This is a genomic window from Ephemeroptericola cinctiostellae (genome assembly GCF_003339525.1).
Lineage (GTDB): Bacteria > Pseudomonadota > Gammaproteobacteria > Burkholderiales > Burkholderiaceae > Hydromonas > Hydromonas cinctiostellae.
In genome coordinates, this window is sequence record NZ_CP031124.1 from 2,112,869 (window position 1) to 2,136,684 (window position 23,816).

At 47.1% G+C, this 23,816-nt stretch carries 21 protein-coding genes and 1 riboswitch; of the genes, 12 read left to right on the top strand and 9 right to left on the bottom strand.

Features of this window, described 5'->3' with window-relative positions:
• The first annotated feature begins 232 nt into the window (after positions 1–232).
• Both DTO96_RS09475 and DTO96_RS09480 read left to right on the top strand, forming a co-directional pair.
• Entirely contained in the window at positions 233–1,531 is a 1,299-nt protein-coding gene (locus DTO96_RS09475; RefSeq protein ID WP_114563275.1) for an NAD(P)/FAD-dependent oxidoreductase, read from the top strand.
• Between the two features lie 417 nt (positions 1,532–1,948).
• Positions 1,949–3,034 (top strand): fatty acid desaturase, encoded by a 1,086-nt coding sequence (locus DTO96_RS09480; protein WP_192878982.1) that lies wholly within the window; start codon positions 1,949–1,951, stop codon positions 3,032–3,034.
• A gap of 316 nt (positions 3,035–3,350) precedes the next feature.
• Here DTO96_RS09480 and DTO96_RS09485 read toward each other — a convergent pair whose 3' ends face one another.
• Both DTO96_RS09485 and purB read right to left on the bottom strand, forming a co-directional pair.
• Positions 3,351–3,872 carry a cytochrome b gene (locus DTO96_RS09485; RefSeq protein ID WP_114563276.1) on the bottom strand — a complete coding sequence of 174 codons (522 nt, stop codon included), beginning with the start codon at positions 3,870–3,872 and terminating at the stop codon, positions 3,351–3,353.
• Positions 3,873–4,087: 215 nt separating this feature from the next.
• A complete protein-coding gene (purB, locus tag DTO96_RS09490) occupies positions 4,088–5,461 on the bottom strand; it encodes an adenylosuccinate lyase (protein WP_114563277.1) in 1,374 nt (457 codons plus the stop codon).
• Positions 5,462–5,696: 235 nt separating this feature from the next.
• Between purB and DTO96_RS09495 the strand changes: the two genes are divergently transcribed.
• From DTO96_RS09495 to DTO96_RS09520, 6 genes are all read left to right on the top strand, one after another.
• Positions 5,697–6,644 carry an acyl-CoA thioesterase gene (locus tag DTO96_RS09495; RefSeq protein ID WP_114563278.1) on the top strand — a complete coding sequence of 316 codons (948 nt, stop codon included), beginning with the start codon at positions 5,697–5,699 and terminating at the stop codon, positions 6,642–6,644.
• A 181-nt stretch (positions 6,645–6,825) separates the two neighbouring features.
• Positions 6,826–7,434 carry a TRAP transporter small permease subunit gene (locus DTO96_RS09500; protein ID WP_225972480.1) on the top strand — a complete coding sequence of 203 codons (609 nt, stop codon included), beginning with the start codon at positions 6,826–6,828 and terminating at the stop codon, positions 7,432–7,434.
• 25 nt (positions 7,435–7,459) lie between these two features.
• A complete protein-coding gene (locus tag DTO96_RS09505) occupies positions 7,460–9,283 on the top strand; it encodes a TRAP transporter large permease (protein ID WP_114563279.1) in 1,824 nt (607 codons plus the stop codon).
• A gap of 409 nt (positions 9,284–9,692) precedes the next feature.
• Positions 9,693–9,795: riboswitch (TPP riboswitch) on the top strand.
• A complete protein-coding gene (locus tag DTO96_RS09510) occupies positions 9,793–10,416 on the top strand; it encodes an ECF transporter S component (protein WP_114564013.1) in 624 nt (207 codons plus the stop codon). (Overlaps the previous riboswitch by 3 nt.)
• A 6-nt stretch (positions 10,417–10,422) precedes the next feature.
• Positions 10,423–11,778 carry an ATP-binding cassette domain-containing protein gene (locus tag DTO96_RS09515; protein WP_114563280.1) on the top strand — a complete coding sequence of 452 codons (1,356 nt, stop codon included), beginning with the start codon at positions 10,423–10,425 and terminating at the stop codon, positions 11,776–11,778.
• Positions 11,765–12,469, top strand: coding sequence for an energy-coupling factor transporter transmembrane component T family protein (locus DTO96_RS09520; protein WP_114563281.1), 705 nt, complete (start codon positions 11,765–11,767; stop codon positions 12,467–12,469). Before DTO96_RS09515 ends, DTO96_RS09520 begins: the two co-directional genes overlap by 14 nt.
• An 80-nt stretch (positions 12,470–12,549) precedes the next feature.
• Here DTO96_RS09520 and DTO96_RS09525 read toward each other — a convergent pair whose 3' ends face one another.
• A complete protein-coding gene (locus DTO96_RS09525; RefSeq protein WP_114563282.1) occupies positions 12,550–13,662 on the bottom strand; it encodes a TRAP transporter substrate-binding protein in 1,113 nt (370 codons plus the stop codon).
• Positions 13,663–13,867: 205 nt separating this feature from the next.
• Positions 13,868–15,223: a metalloprotease PmbA gene (gene pmbA, locus DTO96_RS09530; RefSeq protein ID WP_114563283.1), complete on the bottom strand. Its 1,356-nt coding sequence runs from the start codon at positions 15,221–15,223 to the stop codon at positions 13,868–13,870.
• A gap of 136 nt (positions 15,224–15,359) precedes the next feature.
• Between pmbA and yjgA the strand changes: the two genes are divergently transcribed.
• The gene (gene yjgA / locus DTO96_RS09535; protein WP_114563284.1) at positions 15,360–15,932 is read left to right on the top strand and encodes a ribosome biogenesis factor YjgA; all 573 of its coding nucleotides are present in this window, start codon (positions 15,360–15,362) and stop codon (positions 15,930–15,932) included.
• A gap of 110 nt (positions 15,933–16,042) precedes the next feature.
• On the opposite strand, the gene DTO96_RS09540 is transcribed toward yjgA, so the two are convergent.
• A complete protein-coding gene (locus DTO96_RS09540; protein ID WP_114563285.1) occupies positions 16,043–16,987 on the bottom strand; it encodes an alpha/beta hydrolase in 945 nt (314 codons plus the stop codon).
• Positions 16,988–17,008: 21 nt separating this feature from the next.
• The gene (locus DTO96_RS09545; RefSeq protein ID WP_114563286.1) at positions 17,009–17,500 is read right to left on the bottom strand and encodes a DUF2059 domain-containing protein; all 492 of its coding nucleotides are present in this window, start codon (positions 17,498–17,500) and stop codon (positions 17,009–17,011) included.
• Between the two features lie 106 nt (positions 17,501–17,606).
• On the opposite strand from DTO96_RS09545, the gene DTO96_RS09550 reads away from it, so the two are divergent.
• The 3 genes from DTO96_RS09550 to DTO96_RS09560 are packed head-to-tail and all read left to right on the top strand — an operon-like array spanning position 17,607 to position 19,726.
• A complete protein-coding gene (locus DTO96_RS09550) occupies positions 17,607–18,179 on the top strand; it encodes an NUDIX hydrolase (RefSeq protein WP_114564014.1) in 573 nt (190 codons plus the stop codon).
• A 17-nt stretch (positions 18,180–18,196) separates the two neighbouring features.
• Positions 18,197–18,940: a leucyl/phenylalanyl-tRNA--protein transferase gene (gene aat, locus DTO96_RS09555; protein WP_157964395.1), complete on the top strand. Its 744-nt coding sequence runs from the start codon at positions 18,197–18,199 to the stop codon at positions 18,938–18,940.
• Positions 18,941–18,979: 39 nt separating this feature from the next.
• Positions 18,980–19,726 (top strand): arginyltransferase, encoded by a 747-nt coding sequence (locus DTO96_RS09560; protein ID WP_225972481.1) that lies wholly within the window; start codon positions 18,980–18,982, stop codon positions 19,724–19,726.
• 61 nt (positions 19,727–19,787) lie between these two features.
• Here DTO96_RS09560 and hemW read toward each other — a convergent pair whose 3' ends face one another.
• From hemW to uvrC, 3 genes are all read right to left on the bottom strand, one after another.
• Positions 19,788–20,996 carry a radical SAM family heme chaperone HemW gene (hemW, locus tag DTO96_RS09565; protein ID WP_114563288.1) on the bottom strand — a complete coding sequence of 403 codons (1,209 nt, stop codon included), beginning with the start codon at positions 20,994–20,996 and terminating at the stop codon, positions 19,788–19,790.
• A gap of 157 nt (positions 20,997–21,153) precedes the next feature.
• Positions 21,154–21,723, bottom strand: coding sequence for a CDP-diacylglycerol--glycerol-3-phosphate 3-phosphatidyltransferase (pgsA, locus tag DTO96_RS09570; protein WP_114563289.1), 570 nt, complete (start codon positions 21,721–21,723; stop codon positions 21,154–21,156).
• A gap of 63 nt (positions 21,724–21,786) precedes the next feature.
• On the bottom strand, positions 21,787–23,676 hold the full coding sequence (gene uvrC / locus DTO96_RS09575; protein WP_114564016.1) for an excinuclease ABC subunit UvrC: 1,890 nt from the start codon (positions 23,674–23,676) through the stop codon (positions 21,787–21,789).
• Positions 23,677–23,816 lie beyond the last annotated feature (140 nt).

Consider the following 23,816-nt stretch of genomic DNA (forward strand, 5'->3'; position numbering starts at 1 on the left):
CGAGAACCGATGTGATCAAAAGTGCAGCAAAACAACAGCATTTATGCCCATGTCTCATCACAAACCAGCCCAGAACATACCAATTTAAAACAGAACGACCATCCACTTCTGTGAATAATCATTTTATTTTTCATGGGGTAAAATAAAGAATTACAATTATTCACAAACAAAGCCATTGCCATTCGATTGGTATTTACTTAGTAAATGATTACATTGCATCAAAAGGCACACCATGTACGCCAAAGACGAGTTGCTCACACACAACTCATACTACGCCGCAACTTGCACCCCTCTTCCCGCCCAACCCAGCTTAAAAGGTGAACACACTTTTGATGTCTGCATCGTGGGGGCGGGTTTGGCGGGTTTATCAGCGGCTTTAGAGCTGTCAGCGGCAGGTTACAGTGTTGCCATCGTTGAAGGCAAGCGCATCGGTTGGGGTGCTTCAGGTCGCAATGGCGGGCAAGCCATTGCGGGTTATGCATGCGATCAAGAGCCTTTTGAAAAACAACTTGGATTGGATCATGCAAAAACCGCATTCAACATCACAGTTGAAGGGCTTGATTTAATGCGTGAGCGCATCGCCAAGCACAACATCCATTGCGACTGGGTGGATGGTTACATGACCGCCAGTGTTAAACCCAAGTCCACACCTCGCTTATACGACTGGGCCGATCGCATGAGCGACACGTACAGTTACCCCCACCTGCAAAAAGTCAGCCCAAAAGACATGCCCAATTGGGTTGCTTCAGAACGTTACCATGCAGGTGTCATTGACAACAACAGCGCGCATCTTCACCCACTGAAATACACCCTCGGTATAGCACGTGCTGCCCTCAGCTCCGGTACCCGTATTTTTGAAAAAAGTTTAGTCACCCGAGTCAAGCAAGGCGTTGCAGGCGGCAATGCCACAATCAAAACAGCAGAAGGTCAAATCCATGCGCAATTTGTGATACTGGCTGGTAATGTGTATTTGGATGGTGTTGCGCCAAAAATTGCCAATCGCATCATGCCAGTCGGCACATACATCGTCGCGACCGAGCAACTTGACCCCATTTTGGCCAATGGCTTGATCAAGAACCGCATTGCGGTGTGTGACAATAATTTTGTATTGGATTATTTCCGCACCACCCCAGACTCACGCATGCTTTTTGGTGGCCGCGTCAGTTACTCAGGACGGACTCCGCCGAACCTACCCAACGCCATGCGCCAGACCATGTTGCGCGCTTTTCCTCAGCTGCAACACGCTAAAATAGAATACTGCTGGGGCGGCTATGTGGACATCACCGTCAATCGCGCACCTGATTTTGGTCGCTTGGGGGACAACATTTACTACCTTCAAGGCTTTTCTGGTCATGGATTGATTTTAACAGGCATTGCAGGCAAACTCGCAGCACAAGCCATTCAAGGTCAAGCCGAACGTTTTGATCTTTTCACAAAGTTAAAACACCTGCCATTCCCTGGTGGACGTTCTTTCCGAACCCCTGCACTTGTTTTGGCCATGGCTTATTACCGCTTACGCGACTACCTCTAAGCCCATCCAACCGATTCACCACACTCGCATGCAACACAATCAGCAAAAGAGCAGCCCATGGGCTGCTCTTTTTCCCTTGTCAATCAAAACAGGTGGATGTGCGCAAAAATTCTTTACAACAAAAATGAGTGAGCAGTATACAATTAGAAATAATGTCAATTTAGTTGGATGAAAAGTTAAAAATCATTCTTTAAAAGTGTTAAGAAACAATTGAAAACCATCTGTTTTAGAAGTTTCGCAAATTTCAGACAAAATAGAACGATCGTTAAATTTTGCTAAAATGCACTCAAAACACACTTACTACACTCAATTATTAAATAAACAGCACTCGCAACATCCTATTTTAAAGTATAATATCAATGAAATCCAATGGGCACACGAATGCAAGTGGGTTTCATTTGACATAAAGGACACAACATGAACACTGAACATCCCGTCGAACACATTGAGCCGATTCCCGCAGGTGAACCACTGCCCGCGCGCAAAGTGCTTCGCTCGTGGTTGCTGCCATTGATGCAACAAGATACAGCGCGCGCCATGCGCTTGCTGGTGGTCGATTACATCATCTTTTTTGCACTGATTTTTGCAGCCATTGCCGCTCCAAATGGTTGGTTACGCCTGATCGCGAGTCTGCTCTCAGGTTACTGGATTGGCCGCTTGTTTATCATTGGTCATGACGCTTGCCATCAAAGCTATACCCCTCACCGCAAGTTAAACCGCATTTTAGGGCGCATCGCATTTTTACCGTCATTATCGCCTTACAGTTTATGGGAAGTGGGACACAACGTCATTCACCACGGCTTCACCAATTTAAAAGGCATGGATTTCATTTGGATTCCGATGACAAAAGCCGAATATGATGGCATGAGCGCGACTCGCAAAGCAATGGAACGCTTTTACCGCAGCGGCTTTGGTCCGTGGATGTATTACATGGTTGAGATTTGGTGGAAAAAAATGTATTTCCCCAATAAAGAACACAAACCGGGCAATCGCGAAGCTTTCTTTTGGGATGGTGTTTTGGTGTCTGTTTTTGCAGCCATTTGGCTGATTGCCATCGCTTTAATCGCCCCTGCTTTCGATGTCAGCTTGCTCTCTGCTGTAGTGACTGGTTTTGTCATTCCATTTATTTTCTGGAACGGCATGATTGGCTGGGCGGTCTACGTGCATCACAACCATGCGCGCATCCAATTTTATGACAACAAAAAAGAATGGGCGGCAGCCAATCCTTTCGTCACAACCACCGTTCACCTCACGTTTAATAAGCCTTGGGGTGCGATGATGCACCACATCATGGAGCATACAGCGCATCATTTGGACATGACCATTCCTTTATATAAGCTCAAGGAAGCGCAAGATCGATTGGAAGAGTTACTACCAGGTCGCATTGTGGTGCAGAAATTTTCTGTAGGCTGGTACTTCAAAAATGCCAAACATTGCCGCCTGTATGACTATGAGCATAAGCAATGGATTGACTATGATGGCAGTCCGTCTAAAGCATATTGACCACTATTGACCACATGAGTGTTACATGAATAAAAAAAAGCCTCACTTTGAAAAGTGAGGCTTTTTCTACATCAAGTGCTATGAACAATCATCAGAAGAAGGCACCCCTTGCTGCACCCTATCGGCTTTGTTGACTTTTATTGCTTTATGCCCTCGCAAGCAACACATTACCAAAACATGCTTGCAACACCCTCTTGAATCTTTCGTCCTAAACCGTATGAAGCAAAAATGATGCATTTAGGCCATAAAAAACCCACCGAGGTGGTTTTTTTATTGAATCCAATGTTGTGCAATACAATGGCCTAAGCCAAACAAATCACATCATGCGTTTAAAGACATTGTCTTTGCTGACAATCAAATGTACGATTGCGCCCAACACATGCAAAGCCAGCAAAACAACAAAGGCATCGGCACCCAAGCCATGCAACCCACCCAACTGTTCAGCCAAATCAATGTTTTTACCGATTAAAGTGGGCAGATTAAATAAACCAAAAAAACTGGCAGGATAGCCAAATGCATTGCTGGTCAACCAGCCCATGAAAGGCACACCAAGCATCACCACATACAACAGGCCATGAACTGTTTTTTCAGCCAAATACTGCATTGAACCCACGGCATTCACCGAACCAGGCACAGAATCTTTGGTGCGAATGCGATTGACCACCCGCAACACCGCCAAAACAAAAACCGTCACGCCCAGAGACTTATGCAGTCCCATCAAATCCTCATTGTCTTCCAACTGCCAACCAATAACCAAAGTGGCAATCATCAATAAAGCGATCAAACTGTGAAATAATTTCACAGACAATGGGTATTTTGCTGTGCTTACAGTACTCATATTCAAATCCTTTAACTTTTATTAAATTTTAAAGAGGCCATTACTCCTGCCTTTACTACACGGCTCGGATTGTACGACAAAAACACAACTGAACTGCATGCATCATCCACTTTAAATATGAACTGAACATTAAGGTCATACGGAAAACAAACCCGTGCTTTTATAAAAAGCCCACTTTCCCGTATTTCCTCGTAATGAAAGCTCAATCCAACCTATTAAACACCAGCCGCCAATTCAGTTGCCAAGCCAATGTAATTGGCAGGTGTCATCTCCAATAAGCGTGCTTTTTCAGACTCAGGAATCGCCAAGCCTTGTACAAAGACTTGCAGTGCTTCACGTGTGATGCCCTTACCGCGCGTCAACTCTTTAAGCTGTTCGTATGCATTTGGTACAGCATAGCGGCGCATGACCGTTTGAATCGGTTCAGCCAAAACCTCCCAGCAGCTGTCCAAATCACTGTCGATTTTAGCGGCATTCAATTCCAATTTATTTAAACCACGCATGCACGCATCATAAGCAATCGCCGCGTAACCCAAACCCACACCCATGTTACGCAAGACGGTGGAATCGGTCAAATCACGCTGCCAGCGAGAGATTGGCAGTTTTTCAGACAAATGTTTGAGCACGGCATTGGCCAGCCCCAGATTGCCCTCAGAGTTTTCAAAGTCAATTGGGTTCACTTTATGTGGCATCGTCGACGAGCCAATCTCACCGGCTTTGGTTTTCTGTTTGAAAAAGCCCAATGAAATATAACCCCAAATGTCACGATTCGCATCGATCAAAATCGTGTTAAAACGTGCGAGCGCATCAAAATATTGCGCCATGTAATCATGTGGTTCGATTTGAATCGTATACGGGTTCATGCTCAAACCCAAGTCATTCTCAATCACATTCTTTGAAAACGCAGGCCAATTAAAGTCAGGGTAAGCTGACAAATGCGCATTGTAATTACCCACAGCACCGTTCATTTTGGCCAACAATTCCACTTGAGCCAAGTGTTCTGTCGCACGTTCCAAACGATAAGCGATGTTGGCAAACTCTTTACCAATCGTCGATGGCGATGCAGGTTGACCATGCGTGCGCGACAACATGGGTTGAGCCGCGTGTTCAACTGCCAATGTTTTGAATTTAGCCACCAACTCACCCATCATCGGCAAAAGCACTTCAGCGCGTGCTTTTTTAAGCATCAAGCCATGTGAAGTGTTGTTGATGTCTTCTGACGTGCAAGCAAAATGAATGAATTCACCTGCAACGGTCAACTCAGTCAAGTCGGCACGTGCGGCCATTTTTTCTTTTAGGTAATACTCAACCGCTTTCACATCGTGGTTAGTGGTTTTTTCAATTTCCTTGATTCGCAACGCATCCACTTCACCGAAATTCGCAACCACGCCGTTCAAGTAAGCCACGGCGGCTTCCGAAAAAGCGGGCAACTCAGCAAAACCTGCGCGTGACAACGCGATGATCCAAGCCACTTCAACTTCCACACGATGGTGCAGCAAACCTGCTTCTGACATGATCGGACGCAGCGCGTCGACTTTCGCAGCATAGCGACCGTCAAGGGGGGAAATGGCGTATAAAGCAGCGTTCATGGTAACTTTCTTAAAAATCAAAATGGTACATTGGGATAAAAACATTATTTTACCCTGTTTGCCTTGTAAACCCAAGGTCAGAAAAACATTAATTGAGTATAATTTTAAGAAGACGTGAAAAAATAAAAGCTTATTTTTCCATGCTTAAAATTTAAACCAACATCCTCGTCAGTGAAACACTGACAAGCACGAATAACTCGGATAAAAACCAAATAAAAATCAATAGCGTGTACTAATGGCGCGATCTGATTTTTACAAACCGCATCCACATGCCATCAACTTGTTGGGGAATGGACTCACACCACCTTCATCAGGCATTGATCAGCGCATCCCTCAAAGCATTTTGCCCATTGAAAGAATCACCATGCATTTCAACGATTTCATTCAACACATCAGAAACAACCCAAGTGACAGCCTTCATCGCATCAGCTCAGAATGGGGTCAAGGACGAGCCATTTTCGGTGGCGTCATGGGAGCCGTCATGTACACCGCCATGCGCCGCGACATCCCCGTCGATCGTTGCATTTTATCCTTCATGGTGTCATTCATTTCGCCACTGGCTGCAGACACCGACTTCATCGTGGACACCCAAACCTTACGTGCGGGTAAAAACTCAATCCAAATCGAAGGTCGAATCATTCAAAATGGTCAAACCGTCGCCACGGCACTCGCCTTATTTGGCACACTTCGCGAATCCAGCATTGATGTTTCAGCACGGCCCGCACCACATGTGCCTACGCCCGAAAGCTTACCCGCACTGCCCTACATTCCAAACGTCGTTCCTGAGTTCACACGCAAAATGGACTATCGCTGGGCGTTTGGCCATCTGCCTTTTTCAGGCACAACGGCGCGTGAAATGGGCGGCTGGGTGCGCTTACAAAACGAAACCATAGGCCGCGACATCACCGATGTCGATGCCCACCTCATCGCCTTGATCGATGCATGGCCACCCGCCACGTTACCGCTGATCAACCGCCCCGCCCCCGCGTCCACCATGACTTGGCACATCAGTTTTATTCAACCATCCCCCACGACAGGCGCACCTACAGACACAGACTGGCTGTTGTACCGCGCCGACATAGACCACGCGGCCAGCGGTTATGGTCAGATCCGTGCCCACATTTGGAATCAAACGGGAGAACTGCTTGCCCTCAGTTCGCAAACAGTGGCGGTTTTTGATTAGCATAAAGCCATTGGTCATTCACTTAATGATGTCATGTCAACGCTTCAAGCAACTGTATAAATTTTAAAGTTAAAAGGCAGAGAACACTCGCAAGTCACACATGAATCCTCTATACTTGCTACGGTTTAATACAATAACAATCATGAAGTAAACAATGAAATAAACGATAGGAGACCTCACCATGCAAGCTTTATTGCGTGTTTCAAAAATGATCGATCTGCTCAACGAACGCATCAGCAAATTTGCTTTATGGGGCGTTTTGCTTGCCGTGGCCATTTGCTCAACCAATGCCATTTTGAGAAAATTATTCAGTTCAAGTGATTTTTTTCAGAAAAACTCCAGCGTGATGTTTGAACTGCAATTTTTCTTGTTTTCTTGCATCTTTTTGTTTGGAGCGGCCTACACGCTGCGCCGTGATGAGCATGTGCGCATCGACGTCATCAGCTCACGTTATTCTGAACGCGCTCAAGTCAAATTAGACATCATTGGCTTTTTATTTTTCATGCTGCCCATTTGCTTGCTCGTGTTTTATTACAGTTTAAGCTTCTTTGCCCAATCGTTTGTCAATGGCGAACACTCAGGTGACAGTGGTTTGCTGCTGTGGCCATTTAAACTGCTCATGCCTTTGGGCTACTTTTTCTTGATTTTACAAGGCATTTCTGAACTGATTAAACGCTTTGGCTACATGAAAGGTTTGGTCTCTTTCCACGAGTTTCGTAAAGCGGGACACAACCCAGACGATGAGGTGCGCGAGTATTTAGAAGCGACACATCAAACCCGCCAAGACTAATTCAATAAAAAATACGGAGATATTTATGGACATCATTGCAGCCAACCTAGCGCCCATTATGTTTTTAGGACTGATGGCTTTCATGCTATCGGGCTTCCCCATCACCTTTTCACTGGCCGCCAATGGGCTCCTGTTTGCAGCCATAGGGATAGGTTTGGGCATTTTCAGCCCGAACCAGATGCAAGCTTTGCCCAATCGCATTTATGGCATCATGATGAACGACACCTTACTGGCGATTCCTTTTTTCACCTTTATGGGGTTGATTCTTGAACGATCAGGCATGGCCGAAGATTTACTCGACACCATTGGCCAGTTGTTCGGTCCAATCCGTGGTGGTTTGGCGTATGCGGTGATTTTGGTCGGTGCTTTATTGGCAGCCACAACGGGCGTGGTTGCCGCTTCAGTCATCGCCATGGGTTTGATTTCATTGCCTTTGATGCTCAAATACGGTTACGACAAACGTGTTGCATCAGGCACCATCGCAGCCTCAGGCACATTGGCACAAATCATCCCACCTTCTTTGGTGCTCATCGTGCTCGCCAGCCAATTGGGGCGGCCTGTGGGTGATTTGTACAAAGCCGCATTCACGCCTGGTTTCATTTTGGTGGGTTTGTATATTTTATACATCTTACTGGTGTCCATTGTTAAACCCACATGGGTTCCCGCATTGCCCATTGAAGCCCGAACGTTTAAACGCACGCAAAATGGCGGCTCTGGTGCATTGTCTTTGTTGGCGATCTTGGCTTTATCACTGGCTGTGTTTTATGCCTTTCTCACGTACAGCACGCGAGGTGTTTCTGAAGCCCATAAAATATTTGGCGCAGACACCATTGAAGAATCATTCAATCGTGCAACCATCGTTGCCCTTTCTGTGGCCATTGTGGTCGTGTATGCTTTGGCAAAATTTGATCAAATTTTAAAAATCGGCGTGCTCAGCGACATGGCCCAACGCGTTGTGTTTGTACTTGTCCCTCCTCTGGCACTCATTTTTCTTGTGCTCGGCACAGTCTTCATGGGCATCGCCACGCCCACCGAAGGCGGCGGTTTGGGTGCGATCGGCGCCATTTTATTGGCTCTGTCCAAAAACCGTCTGAACTTGGGCTTGACCAAACAAGCGATGGAATCCACATTAAAGCTGACCAGTTTTGTGCTGTTCATCCTCATTGGTTCAACGGTGTTCAATCTCGTATTCCAAAGCATTAAAGGCGACAAATGGGTTGAGCATTTATTGACCGCCATTCCAGGTGGTCAAATTGGCTTTTTAATCGTCATTAATTTATTGTTCTTTTTTCTCGCATTTTTCTTGGAGTTTTTTGAACTGTCTTTTATCTTGGTGCCTTTGGTTGCACCTGTTGCAGAAAAATTAGGCATTGATCTTGTGTGGTTTGGTGTGCTATTGGCCGTCAACATGCAAACATCGTTCATGCATCCGCCTTTTGGCTTTGCCCTGTTTTACCTGCGTTCCGTCGCACCGAAAGCGGTCAAAACCACAGACATTTATTTGGGTGCGATTCCCTACGTCCTCATTCAATTGATTGTGGTGGCTTTGATCATCATTTTCCCAAGCATTGTGGTCACTGACAAAACCAAAGCCAATGACGGAAAACCAGCCGCTATTTCGCCTGCGGGTGGTAAGGCATCACCCTCATTGAACTTGGATTTAGGTGTGGGTGCTGGCGGTGCGCCCCCGCCTGCTCTTCCTGCAGCGCCAGCCTTAGATTTGTCTAAACCAGCGGATAAATCGGCCGAACCTTTAACCAAAGTCGAAGCCAAACCGACGGCAAAAACAACTGAACCCGCCAAACCTGCAGATGGTGCACCTAAATTTGACTTCGTGCCCGCAAAATAAACGGGTAGAGAACTGCTCACGCCATAGCAGCAGCCAATAGCCAAAAATAGCCGCCCTATTGGGCGGCTATTTTTATGGAATAAACACACCGATCAATCCCGCTGTTTATGAATGCCCCCATTCTCCAAAGACATCGCGCAACCCCACTTGTGTCGCCAGCGCTTCGATGGCAGCTCAATGGCGCTCATCCTTCAGTTAGTCCATGCTGAATTGATGCAATGGACATTTGAGTCCAGAATTTCGCGGAATAGAAGCTAATCGTTGTCCGCCCCTCCTCTCTTGTACATCTTTGCAAAGAAGGTACCAGCATATTTTTTATATTCAAAATTATTTTTTTGTACCACTGTTTTTAGAAAGTAAACAAACAAAAACTTTACAGCATTTCGCAAACCCAGTATGATCAAGCCTCACATCAACCTGCGGGTGCTCACTGTTTTGTCTCAGTCGGGCTGAGAAACACCGCCAAACCTGAACAGGATAATCCCTGCGTAGGGAAGGAAAACAATCACATGACAAGCCACATTTCAACTTCAAACACCAACAACCCCACATCAATCATTCAACTGTTTCGCTCAATCACTTTACAAGAATGGATCACTGCAGCCGTCATCGCAGCGGCATTGGGCGTCGCTTATTGGGCTTGGACTTTAGTGTATGAGTTCACCAAGCCCTTTCTAAAACCATTTGGTCTGAAATATTTAACCTCTGGATTATGGATTCTCGGCTCCGTCTTTTTGTCCGATTTGATTCGTAAGCCTGGTATCGCTTTATTTGCCTCCATCGTGGCTGCATTTGTAGAAAGCATCATCACGCAATGGGGCATGTCTGCAGTCATTTATGGTGTGATTCAGGGGCTTGGTGCTGAATTGGTGTTTGCCTTATTTGCTTACAAAAATTGGTCCCTTCCCACCCTTTCACTCGCCGCTGCTGTATCCGCATTGTTCAGCTACACCTATGATTATTTGACCAATGAATATGCCAGCTTATCAATGGGCTTGAACGCTCTGCAAGCCGCCTCATTCATCGTCTCAGCGGTTATATTGGGTGCATTTTTAAGCCGCTACTTGGCCAATCGTTTACTGAAAACAGGTCTACTCGATAACTTTCTCATCGCCAAAAACCGCAGCTCATAACTTAACATGCCGCAAGAACTCAAATCGTTCAGCTTCACATACGCCCGCTCTTCTGCGGGCGTATCTTTATCGCACAACTTGTCCTACGAGCCCCATCAAGTCATCTGGCTGGTCGGCAGCAGCGGCAGTGGTAAATCAACGTTGCTGCACTTGCTCAAAGGCTTCCACCCCGAATTTTTGGCGGGAGAGATGAGTGGCCATGATCCAGCGGTGTTCAAAGACGCCATGTACATGGCACAAAATCCCATTTCACAGATTGTTCATGAACGCGTCGGCGAAGAGTTTTTTTTCACACTCGAAAATCAACACGCCACCGTTGAATCGATGCATGCCGCGCGTCATTGGTTGGCGGAGTTTGGATTGCAAAACAAAGAACTTTCTGCCACAGCTCAACTGTCTCATGGTCTGGCTCAACGCCTCGTTTTGGCATCTCAACTGGCCGCTGAACCCACTTGGTTACTGCTGGATGAGCCAACGGCCTTTCTCAACCCCGCCATGCGTGATGAGTTTTACCACACCTTAAAATCATTGAAACGACGTGTCGGCATGGTGCTGATTGATCATCACCCTCATGCAGCTGAATTCGCAGACATTTGCTGGCACATTGATGCGCAAGGTCAAGTCACAGCGATGCCTGTCGATGAATGGATGGCTTTACAAGCACAGGACGTACAACAAGAAATCGAGCAGCCAACCGACGATTGGTACGTTGAGCGCTTAAACGATGCTTTTGAGCTGTCCGCCCAGGATTTGTGCATTGGCTATAAGAAAAACCCATTGTTCTCAGCAAATTTTTCGTTGAAAAGTGGCGAATGTGCCGTGCTCATTGGTGACAATGGTGCTGGAAAATCCACACTGTTCAACACATTGGCGGGCATGCACAAACCCCTGTCTGGTGTGTTCTTCCTCAAAAAAAATGGTGCATGCGTTAAAAATGCCACCGCTGAAATGGCCTATGTATTCCAGCACCCCGACAGCCATTTCTATTTCGACACCATTGCCGAAGATTTATCCCAATTGGGCGTGACTGACATGGATACGACATTGGCACAAATTGGTTTACCGCATACCGCTGCACGCTCTCCTCACCAACTGTCCGAAGGACAAAAACGTCGCCTCACCCTGCTCTATCCTTGCTTACAATCACGGCCATTGGTCTTGCTTGACGAACCCACATTTGGGCAAGATGCCATCAACACTTTGCGTATCACCCGACTGATACTCGCTCTCAAACGTGCGGGGCACATCGTCATTGTCATTACCCATGAGTCGGCCTTGCAACACACCATTGCCGATCAGGTGTGGCTGATTCAGCACAATGCACTCAACATCATTCGGACGGCACATCATGTTTCCCATTGACGCCCCCATTCGCCACAAAGCCTTTCACGATGCACACATGTGGTTGCTGTTGTTTGTCTTTTTTCTGGCTGTTGCGATGCCTTTTCAATGGTTCACAGTGGTGGTTTGGGCGATTGCGCTGTGCATTGCGGCATTGATTCAAGGGATAAGTTGGCGTTTCGCACTGCACTCTTTGTTCATTGCATTGGGACTCTCTGTTTCGATTTGGTTGCTCAACGCCTTGTTCCATACGGCGGATGTCAGTCAAGCGGACGCTTTTGAAAAAGCCAACCAAATCGCCCTCAAAGTATGGGCCATGACATGGGTTGCTTTGCTGTCGTCTAGAATGGTCAATGTCCGAGACGTCATCAGTTACCTGTTGCAACGTGGTTGGCTGAGCATGCAAATTGCGTATGCCATGATGGTGGGCATCGGCTCGATTGATTTGATGCGCGATGAAACAAGACGAATCAGCCTAAATGCACGCCTGCGTGGTTTGAGTTGGCGACAACGTTTTTTACAATGGGTACCGTTGCTGGTCTTTGCACTACGCCATGCCCAGCGTGGTGCGATGAGTTTACGCGCGCGAGGCTTGAACCAAAGTAAAAGCTTTTATTACAATTACCAAGCCACCCGTGCACAAGGTTATCGGATGGTGTGCCTGTTCACCAGCATGATTGTGCTGACCTTGTGTTGTGAATATTTTGCATAGAAGGTATAAAAAAGATATAAAAAAACCGCCTGCAATGTGCAAACGGTTTTTTAAAAGTCAAATCATTGACCCATCAATCATCATGCGCCAGGTTTCCAAGGATTTGTCGTCATGTAATCGCTGTACGATTTTTCAGCCAAACCAAACCACTGCGCTTCATTGTGTCGGAAGGCAATCCAGCTGTCAAAAACTTTTTTGAAATTTGGATTTTTTGCAGATTCTTCAGCAAACACCTCTTTGGTTGCTGCAAAAGCTGCATCCATGACCTCTTTCGGGAACGCTTGCAATTTTGCACCGCTGCCAATTAAACTCGCCAATGCACCTGGGTTTTTTGCATCGTATTTGGCTTGCATGTCAGTGTGAGCATACATGGTAGCGGTTTCAATGATGGCTTTGTAATTGTCAGGCAGCTTAGCGTATTCTTCCTCGTTCACGTAAAACGACAAATTTGCACCACCTTCCCACCAACCAGGGTAGTAATAATTTGGTGCCACTTTGTAGAAACCAAGCTTCTCATCATCGTATGGGCCGACCCATTCAGCACCATCAATTGTGCCTTTTTCCAAGGCCGTATAAATTTCACCGCCAGGAATTTGTTGAGGCACAACACCCATTTTGGACATCACACGCCCTGCAAAACCGCCCACGCGCAATTTCAAACCTTTGAGGTCTTCAACCGATTTAATCTCTTTTTTGTACCAGCCACCCATTTGTGTGCCCGTGTTACCGCCCAAAAAATTCACCACTTTGTGTTGTTTGAAAAAATCACGCATCAACTCCATACCGCCGCCATACATCATCCAAGCGGTGTGTTGACGTGAAGTCATGCCAAACGGTACGGCCGTGTCAAAAGCAAATGTGGCATCTTTACCAAAGAAATAATACGATGCGGTGTGTCCCATTTGAACGGTTTTGGCTTGTACCGCATTGAGCACTTCAGGTCCAGGAACGATTTCACCAGCAGCTTTAACATTGATGATGAAATTGCCATTTGACAGTGCCGCAACATGCTTTGCAAACACTTCAGCCGCACCAAAAATGGTATCCAAATTTTTGGGGAAACTGGATGCCAACGTCCACTCAATCTTACCACCAGCAGCACCTGCGGCTTTATCACCAGCGCCCGTACAAGCAGCCAAAACACCCGCGCCTGCGGCAACCCCTGCCTTTTTCAAAAACGAACGACGTTCCATGTGTACTCCTCACAAGAATTTAAATTTAAATTTTTATAGTGGATTTAAAATCTCTAATCCATCAAATCCACATTTATAGGGTCAAACCGATTTTTCGGCTAAATGCATTGTGCCACAGGAAAAAACAAAATGAAACGAAAAACGCACAATTCATCGAAAGGATGAGTTCCACAAAAAGCACCTAGATCGTGCGATTAAAACGAACTTATCCAGCAATGGTCATGGTTTCAATCAGGATGGAACCCGTTTGCTTGGTGCCACGCACCAGCTCATCAGCCCCCACAGCGACCATGCCCTTGAACATCTCCTTCAAATTACCCGCAATGGTGATTTCTTGCACAGGATATGCAATCACACCATTTTCCACCCAAAAACCACACACGCCACGCGAATAATCACCCGTCACGTAATTCACCCCAGAGCCAAGCAATTCAGTCACAAACAAACCCGTCCCCATCTTGGCCAGCATCCCCCCCAAGTCATCTTTTGCGCGGGTTTTACTGCTCGACAAGCGCAAATTATGCGAACCACTGGCATTCCCTGTTGGTGTCATATTGAGTTTTCGTGCGGTGTACATGGACAACAAATAGCCTTTGAGCACCCCATCTTCAATCAAGGTGCGGCGTTCTGTGGCGACGCCTTCATCGTCAAACATGCTGCTGCCCATGCCTTGCGGCAAGAATGGATCATCCACCACAGTGATGTGTTTTGGAAATACTTTTTTATCCAAAGCATCCAGTAAAAATGATGTTTTGCGGTACAAGGCACCGCCACTGATCGCCTGTGCCAAATTGCCCAACAAGCCACATGCCAAAGGCGCATCAAACAATACGGGACAAGTGCGGCTGCTGATTTTTTTTGCCCCCAAACGTGAAGCCGCACGAGCTGCAGCGTATGCGCCTATGCGCTCAGGGCTGGCGAGTTGCTCAGGCACACGGTTTGAGCTGAACCATGCATCACGCTCCATGTTGCGCCCTTTTTGCGCAATCGGCATCGCGCCCATGCTGTGACGTGAATAAGCAAAGCCACCCATAAAACCGTTTGTTGCTGCCGCCACAAAATGACCTTGGCTGGTGTTCACACTCGCACCTTCGGTGTTTTTAATGTATTTGGATTCAGCAAAAGCGGCACGCTCAGCGCGCTGCGCCAAAGCAATCGCATCCGCAGTGGACACATCCCACGGGTGAAACAAATCCAAATCTTGCTTTGCCGCCGTTTTACCCACCAAGTATTTCTTTGCGGGCAAGCCCGCAAAATCGTCTTCAGCCGTGTATTTGGCGATGTCAAAGGCCGCATGAACAGCACTGGCGATCGCTTCATCTGAAAAATCAGATGTCGATGAATGGCCACGGCGTTTGCCCATGTAGACGGTAATGCCTAAACTTTTGTCACGATTGTGCTCCACAGTTTCAACTTCGCAATTGCGCGTACTGACCGATAAACCGTTGGATTCTGACACTTCCACTGCTGCTGCGCTGGCACCAACACTTTTCGCATTGTCCAACGCCAGTTGCGCCATTGTTTCGAGTTGCTTGCGTGTATAATCGAACCTAACCGACATGACATTCCTTTGTTTTGATGTTCAAGCTTTCCGAAAAGCCCAATCTGGCTTTCATAAGCTTTCTATGATTCATTAATGTGTCCGTCATGATACCGCTTTTAACTCTTTTTTTCAGACAAACAACGCCACACACACCATGACCGAAACCTATTACCAAGTCGATGGCTCGCGCGAACGCGACGACAACATCAGTAAAACCGCCCGTAAAGAAGAAATGACCGCCCTACAAAAGCTTGGTCAAGAACTGACTGAGCTTTCAAAAGATCAACTCGCTCAAGTACCCATGTCAGACAAGCTGCGCGATGCCATCAAAGAATACAAACGCCTGACCTCGCACGGCGCATGCCGTCGCCAAATGCAATACATCGGTAAAATCATGCGCGGCGAAGATGAAGAACCCATCCGTTCAAAACTCGATCAATTCAACGGTGTCAACGCTGAAGCCACCGCGAAACTGCATCGCATTGAGCGCACACGTTTGCAATTGATTGAAAAAGATGAAGCCGTGACCCGCTTTTTCAATGAATACCCAAATGCAGACGTGCAACACATCCGTGCCTTGGTGCGCAACGCCCGCAAAGAACATGAGCAAGCAAAACCACCCAAATCATTTAGAGAGCTGTTCCAAGTGATTAAAGAGGCAATCGAAGGCAAATCTGCAGCCCAGCAGGAAATGCCCCCAGAAGAAGATGAATCCGACGAGTCGTAAAAACATAAAAAAGCCACTTTAAAGTGGCTTTTTTTCAACGCTCAGTTTTTAAATTTAAAAGATACGGTTGACCAAAGAAGGTAAAATTCAGCTCTCACTCAAAATGAGTTTTATGACACCACCTGCCGCATCGCCTGAACCATGTCACGATGCAGTTCATGCGGCCGTTTCAGCACCCCACCAAAATTTAAAAAACCATGAATCACACCATCGTACTGTATCAATTCAGCGGGTGTGCCTGCGGCATTTAATTTATCAGCATACAAACGTCCATCGTCAGCCAAGGGATCGTATTCGGCAATTGCAATCCATGCGGGTGCCAAACCGGCATGGCTGTCCGCATACAGCGGCGCAAAACGAATGTCTCGACGATCCACATCTGAATTCAAATAATGTCCAAAAAACCAATCAATAATCGGCTTGGTCAAGCGATAACCTGAGGCATAGGTTTGATAAGCAGGCGTTTCACCAAAACCGCATGTCCCAGGGTAAATCAACAATTGCAACAACGGTTGTGGCAAACCCAAATCACGCGCTTGCAAACACGTGGCCGCACTCAATGTCCCGCCCGCGCTGTCACCACCGATGATGATTTGCTGGGCATCCAAGCCATGCTCCGCCGCATGCGCCAGCAACCATTGGTAAGCCGACAATGCATCCATCGCCGCAGTTGGGAATTTGTGCTCAGGCGCCAGGCGGTAGTCAATGGACAATACCGCCACCTCAGCTTGAGCGCACAAGGTACGGCACACCGCATCATAGCTTTTCAACGAGCCAATCGTGAATCCACCGCCATGCAACCACAACAAGACAGGCATCGGTTTCGCCCAAATCGGTTCACTCGGCACATACAAACGTGCGGCTAAATCTGCCCCTTGCCAACCATCCACCGTGATGTCTTGCACCGAGTGCACAGGCATGGGGGCCACATCAATCACGGGTAAATTTGCATCCACAAATTGACGGGCGAGCAAAACCCCCATTTCGGGGTATTCAGGTGCTTTTGCGCGGTTGATCCGATCCAGCAAATCGGCCATGTCTGGGTCAAGTGGCATTATTTATCCTTATCTATTGTGTTACTTCGATACATTTGGTTTGGCTTCGGGATGATCTGCAAGATAAGCCTTAATGCGCTGTTGCAGCACGGGCATCTTGTCATGCATGCGTTGTTGCATCAAGGGTTGAACCTCTTGCATAACCGCATTCATGATGTGTGGTGTTTTTTGGGTAATCGACACGCCTTCAGGAGAGCCATAAAAATTAGCCAAAGCGTCTAACTCATTGGCTGTGAAATGTTTAACATTCATCTGATGCACGATTCGCCTCAAGTCTGTGTCGCTCATGATTTCTTCACGGACAAATTGAATCATGACACCATTCAAGGGCGAGTTTTTCGGCATTTGACTCGCCATCGCACTGTACATGCCATTGAGCAATGACTCCATATCCAAGCTGTTCTCATAGCGCATGGCTTCTCGTTCTCGATTCTGTAGGGTGTCATCCAGTGCAAAAGCATGGGATGATGCGCAGACCGTCACGCACAGTAAAACTTGTTTGATTTTCTTCATGTTCACTTTCTTTTTAATGCGTTTAAACCAAACCACAGCGCATTATCACACAAACTTTTGCCCACTATGGCACAATAAGCCTTGCCTTTTTTCATTGCCTTTCACCATGACTGAACCTCATTCTTTAACGCCCACCATTAAATTTTGTAGCCAATGTGGCTCTGCCATTGAGTATCGCATCCCGCCCGATGACAGCCGCTTGCGTGCAGTTTGCACGGTGTGCGCCACCGTGCATTATGACAACCCCAAGTGCGTCGTCGGTACGATTCCCTTTTTGGGCGATAAAATTTTATTGTGCAAACGCGCCATTGAACCCGGATATGGCATGTGGACGTTACCAGCAGGCTTTATGGAATGCGGGGAAAGCTTGGCTCAAGGCGCAGCGCGTGAAACGTTTGAAGAGGCATGCGCCACTGTTGACTTGATTGAGCCCGTTTACAGTTTAGTGGACATTCCGCACATTGGGCAGATTCACATCTTTTTTCGCGCCCAATTGCGTGATCATGATTTTGCCGCAGGGCATGAAACATTGGCCGTCGCTTTGTTTGCCCATGATGAAATTCCGTGGCAAGAGCTTGCCTTTAACAGCGTCCGCGTCGCATTGCAATCGTTCATTGCCGATGCCACACGTGGTGAGTTCAACACCCATCACCATGTCCGTACACTGACTGTGAGCTGAGATTTAAGCCAATGTCCATGCACATTCCATACATCACCACGCCACAAGATTTACCCAGCCACACCACCATTCTCAGCGGTGCACCCAACTTTCAAAACATTTTCGGTGCGAGCACCGAAATCAGTGCGGATTGGGTCAAAACAGCGTATCAACGTGGTTTATTTCCATGGTATAGCGCAGGTGAACCTGTGCTGTGGCACAGCCCAAATCCACGCATGGTCTTGCCTTTAGACCATTTCAATTGTTCACCTTCTCTGAGAAAACGCCTCAAACAATGGGCACGCAGCCCAAAATATGACATGCGCGTCACACTCAACCATGACTTTGAACAGGTGATTGCCGCGTGTGCACAGACACCCCGCAATGGTCAAGATGGCACTTGGATCACCCCTGAACTGACCCAAGCCTATGTTGATTTGCACCATCAACATCACGCCGTTAGCGTCGAAGTGTGGCAAGGCGAACAACTCGTCGCAGGTTTATATGGCGTTTTGATCGGTCACATGTTTTTTGGCGAATCCATGTTCACCCACATCACCGATGGCTCAAAAGTGGCATTGGCATGCTGGGTTAAATACCTTCAGCAAGAACAATTCAAGATCATCGATTGTCAGCAGGAAACCGAGCACCTCACTCGCCTCGGCGGCGCACCCATTTCGCGTGCACAATTTTTTAGAGAATCTGCTCAGCTCATGCAGCACGCATCCATCGATTGGGCTAAAATGGCTGCGCAAGACAATTTGTTGAATTTTTATCTTTAACCAACTCACACACGCCTTCAACCATTTTTTGACTTCCCATTGGATGCATTCCACACATTGAACACCGACGACCACCAACACCTTACGCGCTTGCAATTGTATGAAACGGGCGAATACGCATGCAGCTATTTGCCGCAACAACGTGCACGTTCGCAAATGATCGCCCCCGCCGATGCGGTCAATGCCGGCAATTACCAAAATCTGCTTGATCAAGGTTTCCGCCGCAGTGGTCTGTACGTCTATCGCCCCAAATGCCACCATTGCACCGCTTGTCAATCCATGCGCATCGTGGTTGATCAATTTGTACCCAGCCGCAGCCAACGCCGTGCCAAATCCCGTTGGTCTACACTCGCCATCAGCGTCCACGATTTGGCGTTTTCCGATGAACACTTTAAGCTCTATCGACACTACCAAAATACGCGGCACAGCGAGGGTGAAATGGCGCAAGATGACGAAGCGCAATACCGTCAATTTTTACTTAAAAGTCAAGTCAACAGCCTGCTCATCGAATTCCGCGATACTCAGAATGACAACCGCCTCGTGATGGTCAGCGCAATTGACCAAACCACCCTTGGCCTGTCTGCCGTTTATACTTTTTTTGAAACCGATCCACACTACAGTGGACTCGGTACATACAATGTGCTGTGGCAAATTGAGCTCGCCCTGCGCATGGGTTTGCCGTATGTGTATTTGGGATACTGGATTGAAGATTGCCAGAAGATGTCGTACAAATCGAAGTTTGGTGCAGCCGAGGTGTTGCGGGATGGGGTGTGGATGACCTTGTAAAAGCCGCAATGGATCAGCTTTCCCTCAGCTTAAAGTTGTGATGAAGGCTGCTTATGACTGTTTATTTTAAAAACATCCCCTGCACATCACTCAAAAAACGCCAGCCCAAATCGGTCACACGCAAAATGTCGTGCTGCTTTTCCATCAAGCCTTTTTCTTGCGCCTGCAACAGTGCGGGCTGTAAATCCATCAAGCCCAATCCTGTGGCCGCATAAAAATCATTCAAACTCGCCCCTTCACGCAAACGCAAAGCATTGAGCATGAACTCAAAAGGCAAATCATCCGCACTTAAAGACTCACTGGTTTCGATGCCATCGCCTTTGGCGATCGCATCGAGGTAGGCTTGCGGGTGTTTATAGCGCGCTTGGCGGACGATGCCATCGTGACTGCTGATCTTGCTGTGTGCGCCCGCACCAATGCCAAGGTAATCACCGAAACGCCAGTAATTGCTGTTGTGTTGTGACTCGTGACCCGCTTTCGCATAAGCAGACACTTCGTAATGGCGCATTCCTGCGTCAGCGAGAGAGGTTTCAATGAACTCTTGCATGTCCAACGCGAGTTCATCATCGGGTGTTTTCGGCGGATAGCGATGAAAATAAGTATTCGGTTCAATGGTCATGTGATAATAAGACAAATGCGTCGGGGCATAAGTGAGCGCAGTCTCCACATCGTTTTGTAACTGAGCAAAGCTTTGTTCAGGCAAAGCGAACATAATGTCCAAGTTGACCTTATCAAATAAAGCATACGCCGTTTCTAGTGCATTGCGGGCTTGTCTACCGTTGTGTATGCGGCCAATGCGCAGCAACAACTCATCATCAAAGCTTTGCACGCCCAGCGACACTCGATTCACCCCTGCATCACGAAACCCTTTTAACTTGGTGTTGTCCAATGTACCTGGATTCACCTCCATCGTGACTTCCATGTCCGCCAGGTAAGGCATGCGTGCACGAATACCCGCCAAAAGTGTGTCAATGGCTTTCGCCGACAGCACGCTGGGCGTACCACCACCGATGAAGACACTGACCACACGCCGTCCCCAAATCAAGGGCAAAGCATGCTCCAAGTCTTTCAGCAGTGCATCAATGTAAGGGGCTTCCCATGCCTCAATGTCCCCCTTCAGCTCATGTGAATTAAAATCACAATATGGACATTTTTTCACACACCACGGGACATGCACATATAAGGCCAGAGGCGGCAAAGCGGTCAATGTGACCGCTTTGATGTGGGACTGCACCGTTTTTTGTGGGTAAAACTGGATGATTTGACTCATGCTGTGTTCTTTATATTTGATTTTTTACGGGGCACAGGCATTCCATCAACGCACTGTGTGTTGAAAGAATTAACTCGTTTATGTGCAAAAGGCCATGCATCGCCAATGGCAAAAGCATGGCTTTATATTTTCATGCGATTTTTATACTCGGCACTATCTATGCATGCTGCTTAATGGTAGGCCATGCTGCTTTGAGGTATACCACCATAGAAACCACTGTTAATGCAGCGGCAACATACAGCAACCACGTTCCAAAAAAACGGGTGTCAATGCCAAACACAAAACCATTGAATAAAAGCATGGGTAAAGCGGTCATTTGCGCAGCTGTTTTGTATTTGCCCAAATTATTCACTGCCACCGCTGCGCGCGCACCAATTGAAGACATCCATTCACGCAATGCTGAAATCGTGATTTCTCGCCCAATGATGATTAAAGCAATCAAGCCATGCACCCGTGCATTGTGCACAAGCACAATCAAACACGCCGCAACCAATAATTTGTCTGCCACGGGATCTAAAAAAGCACCAAATGCACTGGTTTGATTCCAACGACGCGCCAAATAACCATCAAGCCAGTCGGTCACAGCTGCGGCAACAAATAAAAGGGTGGCCAAAGCATCACGTGCAGAATTTGTGAAACCATCAAATGGTGCATAATAGATCGCCACCAAAAGCGGAATTGCAATCACACGTGCCCATGTGAGTAAAATTGGAATGTTAAAAGGCATAATCTCTCAATAAAATTGCATTCACACGTTCTCACGAGTGAATGATAAATCAGTTCAACAGTGTTATAGGTCATCCTCTTTCAGCACTGCATCCTCATGCAGCTGCTTATAAATCTCTTGCGCCAATCGCTCAGAAATACCAGAAACCTGTTGCAAGTCTTCGATGCTGGCATTCTTAACACCCGCCATGCCACCAAAGCGTTGCAGCAGAGCCGCTCGGCGTTTAGCACCAATGCCCTCCATTTCTTCAAGACGAGAGACATTCCGGCTCTTGGCTCGGGCAGCGCGCATGCCCGTAATGGCAAATCGATGCGCTTCATCCCGCACTTGAGCAATTAACATCAGCGCAGGTGACAGTTTACCTAATTTTGCAGGTGCACGTCCATCAGCAAAGATCAAAGTTTCCAGCCCAACTTTACGTCCCTCACCTTTTGCCACACCGACCAATAAACCTACATCCAGTCCAAGCTCATCAAAAACAGTTTTTGCCATTGAAACCTGTCCCTTACCACCATCAATTAAAACCACATCAGGCAATACCCCCTCACCCGTGATGATCTTTTCATAACGACGTGTCAGCACTTGCTTCATCGCCGCATAGTCATCCCCCCCCGTAATGTCTGTGATTTTGTAGCGGCGATATTCACCATTTTGCATGGCGTGATGGTGATACACCACGCAAGATGCTTGGGTCGCTTCACCTGAATGATGACTGATGTCAAAGCATTCAATGCGCAAGCGCTCCAATGTGCTCTCCCCTTCAACCTCCTCAATACCAAGCACATCAGCCATGTCTTTAGTCCGTAATTTAGCACTGGATGACTCTTGCATGCGTCGAGATAAGGCCAGCTGCGCATTGTGTTGCGCCATACCCAACCAAATTTTTCGCTGGCCGTGCGGCTGCTTAATCCAAGCTGTTTTTCTATCCAAAGCTTCATGTAACGCCGTTTGCGCCTCATCGCTCGGCAACATATCCGTAATCACCATGCGTGGTGCATCATCATCCAAATAATGTTGCAGCACAAATGCATCCATCACATCTTGCAATGTACAATCTTGAGTATGTTGAGGAAAAAAAGCTTTGTCGCCCAAATGTCGCCCACCGCGCACCATTGCTAAATTCACACAGTAACGCGCATCACTGGATGCCACTGAAATGATGTCCGCATCAACATCGTCACCACGGCTTTCAACAGACTGTTGAGTCATCATGTGAGACAAGGCCGCAATTTTATCGCGAAACAAAGCCGCTTGTTCAAAATTCAAAGTCGCGGAAGCCAGCATCATTTTATTCTGTAAATCCTGCAACACCTCATCCGATTCGCCACGAAGAAACTTCACACTGGCCAACACATCCGCCGCGTAATCCTCTTTTGAAACCAAGCCCACGCACGGCCCACTGCAGCGTCCAATTTGGTACAACATACATGGACGAGACCTGTTACGAAACACCGACTCATCACACGTCCGCAAACGAAAAACCTTCTGAAGCAACTTAATGCTTTCCTTTACCGCATAACCGTTCGGGAAAGGCCCAAAATACTGGTGCTTTTTATCCACTGCACCTCGATAATAAACCATGCGCGGAAAGGCATGCCCCGTCATTTTTAAAAAAGGATAGGATTTGTCATCACGAAACAAAATGTTATAACGTGGTGCAAGAGTCTTGATCAGGTTGTTTTCTAAAAGCAAAGCCTCAGTTTCTGTTCGCGTGATGGTCACATCCACCCTCACCACTTTACTCACCATCAAAGCAATCCGTGGACTCATTGCCCCAGTTTTTTGAAAATAACTGGCGACACGCCTTTTCAAATCTCTTGCTTTGCCCACATAAAGCACAACATCATGTTCACCTATGTGACGATACACACCCGGCAAATGAGGCAAAGTCGCCACAAAAGCAAGTGGATCAAATAGTGGTGGGTATGAGGGCAGGTTGACGTCATCAGACATTGGATTTACAGCCATTTAGAGTTGGTATTATGCGGTTACAGAGGGATTCTTTTCAATTAAGAAGAAGCACCTCAAAACATTATTTTTTATTTTGAAATGAAAAAAACCGCTAAAAGCGGTTTTTAAATGAAAACACATCC

Excerpts from the sequence above, each read along its gene's own strand:
- DTO96_RS09475 (WP_114563275.1), top strand. The coding sequence starts at position 233 with ATGTACGCCAAAGACGAGTTGCTCACACACAACTCATACTACGCCGCA.
- DTO96_RS09480 (WP_192878982.1), top strand. The coding sequence starts at position 1,949 with ATGAACACTGAACATCCCGTCGAACACATTGAGCCGATTCCCGCAGGT.
- DTO96_RS09485 (WP_114563276.1), bottom strand. The coding sequence starts at position 3,872 with ATGAGTACTGTAAGCACAGCAAAATACCCATTGTCTGTGAAATTATTT.
- purB (WP_114563277.1), bottom strand. The coding sequence starts at position 5,461 with ATGAACGCTGCTTTATACGCCATTTCCCCCCTTGACGGTCGCTATGCT.
- DTO96_RS09495 (WP_114563278.1), top strand. The coding sequence starts at position 5,697 with ATGGCGCGATCTGATTTTTACAAACCGCATCCACATGCCATCAACTTG.
- DTO96_RS09500 (WP_225972480.1), top strand. The coding sequence starts at position 6,826 with ATGCAAGCTTTATTGCGTGTTTCAAAAATGATCGATCTGCTCAACGAA.
- DTO96_RS09505 (WP_114563279.1), top strand. The coding sequence starts at position 7,460 with ATGGACATCATTGCAGCCAACCTAGCGCCCATTATGTTTTTAGGACTG.
- DTO96_RS09510 (WP_114564013.1), top strand. The coding sequence starts at position 9,793 with ATGACAAGCCACATTTCAACTTCAAACACCAACAACCCCACATCAATC.
- DTO96_RS09515 (WP_114563280.1), top strand. The coding sequence starts at position 10,423 with ATGCCGCAAGAACTCAAATCGTTCAGCTTCACATACGCCCGCTCTTCT.
- DTO96_RS09520 (WP_114563281.1), top strand. The coding sequence starts at position 11,765 with ATGTTTCCCATTGACGCCCCCATTCGCCACAAAGCCTTTCACGATGCA.
- DTO96_RS09525 (WP_114563282.1), bottom strand. The coding sequence starts at position 13,662 with ATGGAACGTCGTTCGTTTTTGAAAAAGGCAGGGGTTGCCGCAGGCGCG.
- pmbA (WP_114563283.1), bottom strand. The coding sequence starts at position 15,223 with ATGTCGGTTAGGTTCGATTATACACGCAAGCAACTCGAAACAATGGCG.
- yjgA (WP_114563284.1), top strand. The coding sequence starts at position 15,360 with ATGACCGAAACCTATTACCAAGTCGATGGCTCGCGCGAACGCGACGAC.
- DTO96_RS09540 (WP_114563285.1), bottom strand. The coding sequence starts at position 16,987 with ATGCCACTTGACCCAGACATGGCCGATTTGCTGGATCGGATCAACCGC.
- DTO96_RS09545 (WP_114563286.1), bottom strand. The coding sequence starts at position 17,500 with ATGAAGAAAATCAAACAAGTTTTACTGTGCGTGACGGTCTGCGCATCA.
- DTO96_RS09550 (WP_114564014.1), top strand. The coding sequence starts at position 17,607 with ATGACTGAACCTCATTCTTTAACGCCCACCATTAAATTTTGTAGCCAA.
- aat (WP_157964395.1), top strand. The coding sequence starts at position 18,197 with ATGCACATTCCATACATCACCACGCCACAAGATTTACCCAGCCACACC.
- hemW (WP_114563288.1), bottom strand. The coding sequence starts at position 20,996 with ATGAGTCAAATCATCCAGTTTTACCCACAAAAAACGGTGCAGTCCCAC.
- pgsA (WP_114563289.1), bottom strand. The coding sequence starts at position 21,723 with ATGCCTTTTAACATTCCAATTTTACTCACATGGGCACGTGTGATTGCA.
- uvrC (WP_114564016.1), bottom strand. The coding sequence starts at position 23,676 with ATGTCTGATGACGTCAACCTGCCCTCATACCCACCACTATTTGATCCA.